Source organism: Acidimicrobiales bacterium, from assembly GCA_035540975.1.
GTDB lineage: Bacteria > Actinomycetota > Acidimicrobiia > Acidimicrobiales.
In genome coordinates this window covers 1-5,822 of the sequence record DATLFN010000079.1, presented here as the reverse complement: position 1 = coordinate 5,822, position 5,822 = coordinate 1, and the positions used below count along the sequence as shown (strand labels likewise).

The following is a 5,822-nucleotide window of genomic DNA, read 5'->3' as shown; positions in this document are numbered from 1 at the left end:
CCTGCGACGAGCCGGCCGGGCGCTGCCAGGTCGACCACGTGGAGCCGTGGTCGGCCGGCGGGCGCACGGTGGCCGCCAACGGCCGCCCGGCCTGCGGGTTCCACAACCGGGCCCGCCACCGGGGACCACCGCCGGGGGCGTAAACAAGCGCTGGACGGCACGGGGGACCACCCCGGCGGTGTGACGGTCCCACCACTCGACGGCGGGCGTGCGTGCCCGGAACCGAGCCGCTGGTGACGGGCGTACCGTCTCGGCGTGAGCGGACTCGACCGGGCCGTCGAGCGGGTCGAGCGGGTCGCCGAGGCGTCCGCCGACGACGCCCGCACGTCCGCCTGGTCCCCCTCGACGAGCTGCGGCGCGCCGTCGGGTTCGACGCGCACGCCTGGCTGCGGACGGACCCGGAGACCGAGGTCGGGTGCGCCCCGATCGCCGATGTGCCGTGCCTACCCGAGCTTCCCCGGCTCACGAGGTGCCCCCGACGCGCTCGGCGAGGCGATGCTCGACGGGTGGCCGGCGTACGCGCCGCCGCCGCTCACCGACCGCTACGTGCAGGAATGACCAGCCGCCCTCCCGAGCGGGGTTGCTCCCGCGGGTCGGTACGCTCGACCCGTGGACCTGCTCGTCGTGGTGGGAGACGTCGACGTTCCCGAGCGGCTGCTGGCCCGGGCCGGGCACGTCATCCGGGTGCCGGAGCTGGAGGCGGCGGACATCGCCCACGCCCGTACTCACATCCCGCGTCGGGTGGCCGTGGTGGGCCCGGTGGCCGCCGCCACCACCCTGCGCCGGGCCGGGCTGGCCGTCACCCTCTACACCGACGAGGACGTCTCCCCGGCCGGCATCCCGGTGCGGCCGCTGACCGACCCGGGCCCCGCGATGGACGCCGCACCGTCGCTGATCGAGTTGACGGGCCACACGCCGCTGGTCCGGCTCGACCGCGTGGGCCGCGACATCGACTGCCACCTGCTGGCCAAGCTGGAGCTCCTCAACCCGGGCGGGAGCGTGAAGGACCGGCCCGCCCTGACCATGGTCGAGGAGGCGGAGCGGACGGGCAAGCTGCGGCCGGGCGGCACCATCGTCGAGCCGACGTCGGGGAACACCGGTGTGGGGCTGGCCATCGTGGCCGCCCGCCGCCGCTACCGGTGCATCTTCGTGATGCCCGACAAGATCGCTTCCGAGAAGGTCGCGCTGCTCCGGGCCTACGGGGCGGAGGTGATCGTGTGCCCCACGGCCGTGCCGCCCGAGCACCCGGAGTCGTACTACTCGGTGTCGGACCGCCTGGTGGGCGAGATCCCGGGCGCCTACAAGCCCGACCAGTACTCCAACCCGATGAACCCCGAGGCCCACGCCCGTACCACCGGCCCCGAGATCTGGGAGCAGACCAGGGGACGGATCACGCATCTGGTGGCCTCCATCGGGACGGGTGGCACCATCACCGGGCTCTCCCGCTACCTGAGGGCGAAGAACCCGGCGATCCAGATCGTCGGCGCCGACCCCGAGGGCTCGGTGTACTCGGGCGGCAGCGGGCGCCCCTACCTGGTCGAGGGGATCGGCGAGGACTTCTGGCCTTCCACCTACGACCCGGCGGCCGTCGACCGGGTGGTGATGGTGAGCGACCAGGACTCGTTCTCCACCGCCCGCCGCATCACCAAGGAAGAGGGCATCCTCGTCGGCGGCTCGTGCGGGACGGCGGTGTACGCCGCCCTCACCATAGGGCGCGACCTGAAGCCGTCCGACGTGGTCGTGGTGATCTTCCCGGACTCGGGCCGCGGCTACCTCTCCAAGCTGTACAACGACACCTGGATGGCCGACTACGGCTTCCTGCGGGCGGCCGGGCAGACGGCGGGCGACCTGCTCCAGCGCAAGGACGGCGATCTGCCCCGCCTCGTCCACGTGCACCCCGAGGAGACGGTGCGCGAGGCCATCGCCGTCATGCGGGAGTACGAGGTGTCCCAGGTCCCCGTGGTCAGTGCCGAGCCGCCGCTCGCCTTCGCCGAGGTGGTGGGCTCGGTGGTGGAGCGCCAGCTGCTGGAGGACGCCTTCGACGACCCCCAGCTGCTCGACAAGCCGGTTGGCGCCGTCATGGGACGCCCCCTGCCCACCGTCGGGGCGGGCGAGGCCGTCGAGCTGGCCGTGGACCGGCTGGATTCCGCCGGCGCCGTGGTGGTCGTCGACGCCGGCCACCCCGTCGGGGTGCTCACCCGATCGGACGTGCTCGGGTTCCTGGCGTCGAGGTGACCCCCGGGCGGCCGGGGCACGGCGACGGCTGGGGGTTCGAGACCACGGCGATCCGCGCCGGCCAGGACCCGGACCCCACGACGGGGGCGGTGGTGCCGCCCATCTCGCTGGCCACCACCTTCGCCCAGCCGGCGGTGGGCCAGCCCCTCGGCTACGAGTACTCCCGTTCGGGCAACCCCACCCGCAGCGCCCTGGAGGAGTGCCTGGCCGCCCTGGAGGGAGCGACGACCGGCCTGGCGTTCGCCAGCGGCCTGTCGGCCGAGGACGCCGTGCTGCGCACGGTGCCCGACGGCAGCCACGTCGTCCTCGGCGACGACGCCTACGGGGGCACGTGGAGGCTCCTGTCCAAGGTCCACGGCCGGCGGCTGCGGGTCACCACCTGCGCCCTGGACAACGTCCGCGCCGTGGAGGAGGCGTTCACCGCCGCCACCCGGATGGTGTGGCTGGAGACGCCCAGCAACCCGCTGCTGTCGATCACCGACATCGCCGCCGTGGCCGACCTGTGCCGCCGCCACGACGCCCGCTGCGTGGTCGACAACACCTTCGCCACGCCCTACCTCCAGCGGCCCCTGTCGCTCGGCGCCGACGTCGTGGTCCACTCGACCACGAAGTACCTGGGCGGCCACTCGGACGTCCTCGGTGGCTTCGTCGCCGTGGACGACGCCGAGCTGGCCGAGCAGCTGCGGTTCCTCCAGAACGCGGCCGGCGCCGTGCCCGGGCCGTTCGACTGCTACCTCGTCCTGCGCGGCGTCAAGACCCTGGCCGTGCGCATGGACCGCCACTGCGCCAACGCGGCGGCCGTCGTCGACCTGCTGGCCGGGCACCCGGCCGTGTCGTCGGTGCTGTGGCCGGGGTTGGCCACCCACCCCGGGCACGCCGTCGCCGCTGCCCAGATGCGGGACTTCGGCGGCATGGTGTCGTTCCTGTGCGCCGGCGGCGAGCCGGCGGCCCTGGCGGTGGCGCAGCGGACGGAGCTGTTCACGCTGGCCGAGTCGCTCGGCGCCGTCGAGTCCCTGATCGAGCACCCGGCCCGCATGACCCACGCCAGCGCCGCGGGCTCCACGCTGGCCGTCGACCCCGGGCTGCTCCGCCTGTCCGTCGGCATCGAGACGGCGGGCGACCTGGTGGACGACCTCCGGCGCGCCCTGGACTCGCTCCCGCGCTAGACCGGTCGCCCATGGACATGGGCCCCGTGCTCCGGTTGGCGGGCGCCGAGGTGCGCACCGGCACCTGCTCGTGGACCGACCCCACGCTGGTGAAGGACACCGACTGGTACCCGAAGAAGTCGATGTCGGCGGCCGAGCGCCTGGCGTTCTACGCCTCGCGGTTCCCCGTGGTGGAGGTCGACTCGACGTACTACTGGCCGCCCACCCCCAAGATGGCGGAGGACTGGGTCGACCGCACGCCCGACGGCTTCCTCATGGACGTGAAGGCGTACAGCCTGCTGACCGGCCACCCGACCCGGCGGGAGTCACTCTGGGAGGACCTCCGGGACGAGGTCGCCGAGGAGCACCGCGGCAAGCGCAACGTGTACGCCCACCACCTCCCGCCCGACGCGGTGGACGAGGCGTGGTCCCGATTCGGCCACGCCCTGGCGCCCCTGCACCGGGCCGGCAAGCTGGGCGGCGTCCTGCTCCAGTACCCGGAGTGGTTCACGCCGAAGAAGGCCAACCGGGAGGTGCTGGCCGAGGTGCGGGACCGGCTTCCCGACTACGAGCTGTACGTGGAGCTGCGGTCACCGCGCTGGTGGGCGAGAGAAGAGGACCGGGACCGCACGCTCGGCGTGCTGCGCGACGCCGGCCTCGCCCACGTGGTGGTGGACGCGCCCCCGAAGTCCGGGCTGCCGGCGGTCGTCGCCGCCGCCACGGGCACCGCCGTCGTGCGCTTCCACGGCCGCAACGACGACACGTGGGACCGCCGCGACATCAGCGCGGCCGAGCGGTTCGACTACCTCTACTCGCGCCCGGAGCTGGCCGAGTGGGGCCCGCGCCTCGAGGAGCTGGCCGGCCGGGTGGACCGGCTCCATGCGCTGATGAACAACTGCCACGGGGACAAGGGCGTGCGCAACGCCGCCGACCTGGCCGCCATGCTCGACGGACGGTGACGCGCCGATCGGCGGGCCGGGGCCATGATTCGGGGCATGGCCGGGCTCAGCGAGGACGACGCCGGCGACGACCCGATGGAGGCGTTCCGGCGCTGGTACGCCGACGCGGGGACGGACGCGGTGGCGCTCGCCACGGCGTCGGCGGACGGCGCCCCGGCGGCCCGCATGGTGCTGCTCAAGGGGGCGGACGAGCGGGGCTTCGTCTTCTTCACCAACGCCGCCAGCCCCAAGGCCCGCGACCTGGCGGCCAATCCCCGGGCCGCCCTGCTGTTCCACTGGCCGCCCGACCGCCAGGTCCGCGTGACGGGGCCCGTGGCCCGGGTGGCGGACGAGGAGTCGGACGCCTATTGGCGGACCCGTCCCCGCGGCAGCCAGCTCGGGGCGTGGGCGTCCCGCCAGAGCGAGGTCATCGCCACCCGGGCCGTGCTCGAGGAGCGCCTCGACGAGGTGACGCGGGCCTTCCCGGGTGAGGTCCCCCGTCCGCCCTTCTGGGGCGGCTGGCGGCTCGTGCCGGGGACGATCGAGCTGTGGCACCACCGGGACGACCGCCTCCACGACCGTCTCCAGTGGCGGCGGGACGGGGACCGCTGGGTCCGGGAGCGGCTGTCGCCGTGAGAACCGGGCCGCCGGGGAGGTCCGCCGCCGGGTGGCGGCGAACCTCTCGGGGTGGGCGAGCTCGCGGCGATCCTGGCGGTCGAGCCGCTGACGGTGGAGGGCCTGTTCTTCCGCCTCCTCCAGGCGGAGGCGCAGGGGATGCGGGGCAGGCTGGACAAGCAGCGCCGCCGCCCGGACGGCGGCTCGCCCCGAGCGCGCTGATCGTCGGCGGGATCGCGCCCCTTCGATCGCCGCCCAACGCCGTCGCCCTTAAGGGGGGCCCTCCGCATCCCGATGAAGGGCCATGCGACGGCGCCCGGCGTTCCCGAGATCAGGTGACCGCATCTGTCTCGAAGTGCCCCTACCCTCCGGAGGGACGACCCCGACCCGGCGGGGCACGGTTCTCGAGCGCTCCTGCGGGAGGTCGAACGCCCTGAGGATCCGTTGGGACGCCGAGAACGGCCGCCCGTCCAGGGAAGCGTGGCTGGCGGACGCCGCCTGGCACTGGAGCAACAGCAGCCTGCGGGTGCTGTCGTCCCGGGCGGCCACCGAGGTGCCGGTCGAGGCACCCGGCGCCGTCGAGGTGGCCGGCTCGGAGGAGCTCTGGCTGTCGGGCTCGCCGAGGGCGACCACCGCCCGCACCGCCGTCGGGCCCGGGACCGGCGCCGCGTTCGACGAGTGGGAGGCCGCCCTGGTCGCCCAGACCGCCCCGGTGGACGAGACCTCGTGGGAGCACCTGCTGGCCGGTGCCCTCGGCATCGCCGCCGACGCCGGCGCGGTCGCCGCCGACGCCGGTCCCGCCGCGCCGCCGCTGAGCCCGGTCACGGCGGTCCGCCTGACCGCTCCCTCCCCTGCCGCATCTGCCGTCCCGGCGGCTGCGCCGCGCCGG

General features: G+C 74.7%; 7 protein-coding genes. All 7 read left to right on the top strand.

Going from position 1 to position 5,822, the window contains the following annotated elements; translation table 11 throughout:
* Nucleotides 1-255: 255 nt before the first annotated feature.
* On the top strand, nucleotides 256-558 hold the full coding sequence (locus tag VM242_09230) for a hypothetical protein (protein HVM05343.1): 303 nt from the start codon (nucleotides 256-258) through the stop codon (nucleotides 556-558).
* A gap of 51 nt (nucleotides 559-609) precedes the next feature.
* Complete coding sequence (locus VM242_09225; GenBank protein ID HVM05342.1) at nucleotides 610-2,235, top strand: cystathionine beta-synthase; 1,626 nt, start codon at nucleotides 610-612, stop codon at nucleotides 2,233-2,235.
* The gene (locus tag VM242_09220) at nucleotides 2,232-3,401 is read left to right on the top strand and encodes a cystathionine gamma-synthase (GenBank protein ID HVM05341.1); all 1,170 of its coding nucleotides are present in this window, start codon (nucleotides 2,232-2,234) and stop codon (nucleotides 3,399-3,401) included. Before VM242_09225 ends, VM242_09220 begins: the two co-directional genes overlap by 4 nt.
* Nucleotides 3,402-3,412: 11 nt before the next feature.
* A complete protein-coding gene (locus VM242_09215) occupies nucleotides 3,413-4,339 on the top strand; it encodes a DUF72 domain-containing protein (GenBank protein HVM05340.1) in 927 nt (308 codons plus the stop codon).
* Between the two features lie 36 nt (nucleotides 4,340-4,375).
* Nucleotides 4,376-4,954 (top strand): pyridoxamine 5'-phosphate oxidase, encoded by a 579-nt coding sequence (gene pdxH / locus VM242_09210; protein ID HVM05339.1) that lies wholly within the window; start codon nucleotides 4,376-4,378, stop codon nucleotides 4,952-4,954.
* Nucleotides 4,955-5,005: 51 nt separating this feature from the next.
* On the top strand, nucleotides 5,006-5,155 hold the full coding sequence (locus VM242_09205) for a hypothetical protein (protein ID HVM05338.1): 150 nt from the start codon (nucleotides 5,006-5,008) through the stop codon (nucleotides 5,153-5,155).
* A gap of 133 nt (nucleotides 5,156-5,288) precedes the next feature.
* On the top strand, nucleotides 5,289-5,822 hold a 534-nt coding region (locus VM242_09200; GenBank protein ID HVM05337.1), incomplete at its 3' end, for a hypothetical protein.

Excerpts from the sequence above, each read along its gene's own strand:
- VM242_09215 (HVM05340.1), top strand. The coding sequence starts at position 3,413 with ATGGACATGGGCCCCGTGCTCCGGTTGGCGGGCGCCGAGGTGCGCACC.
- pdxH (HVM05339.1), top strand. The coding sequence starts at position 4,376 with ATGGCCGGGCTCAGCGAGGACGACGCCGGCGACGACCCGATGGAGGCG.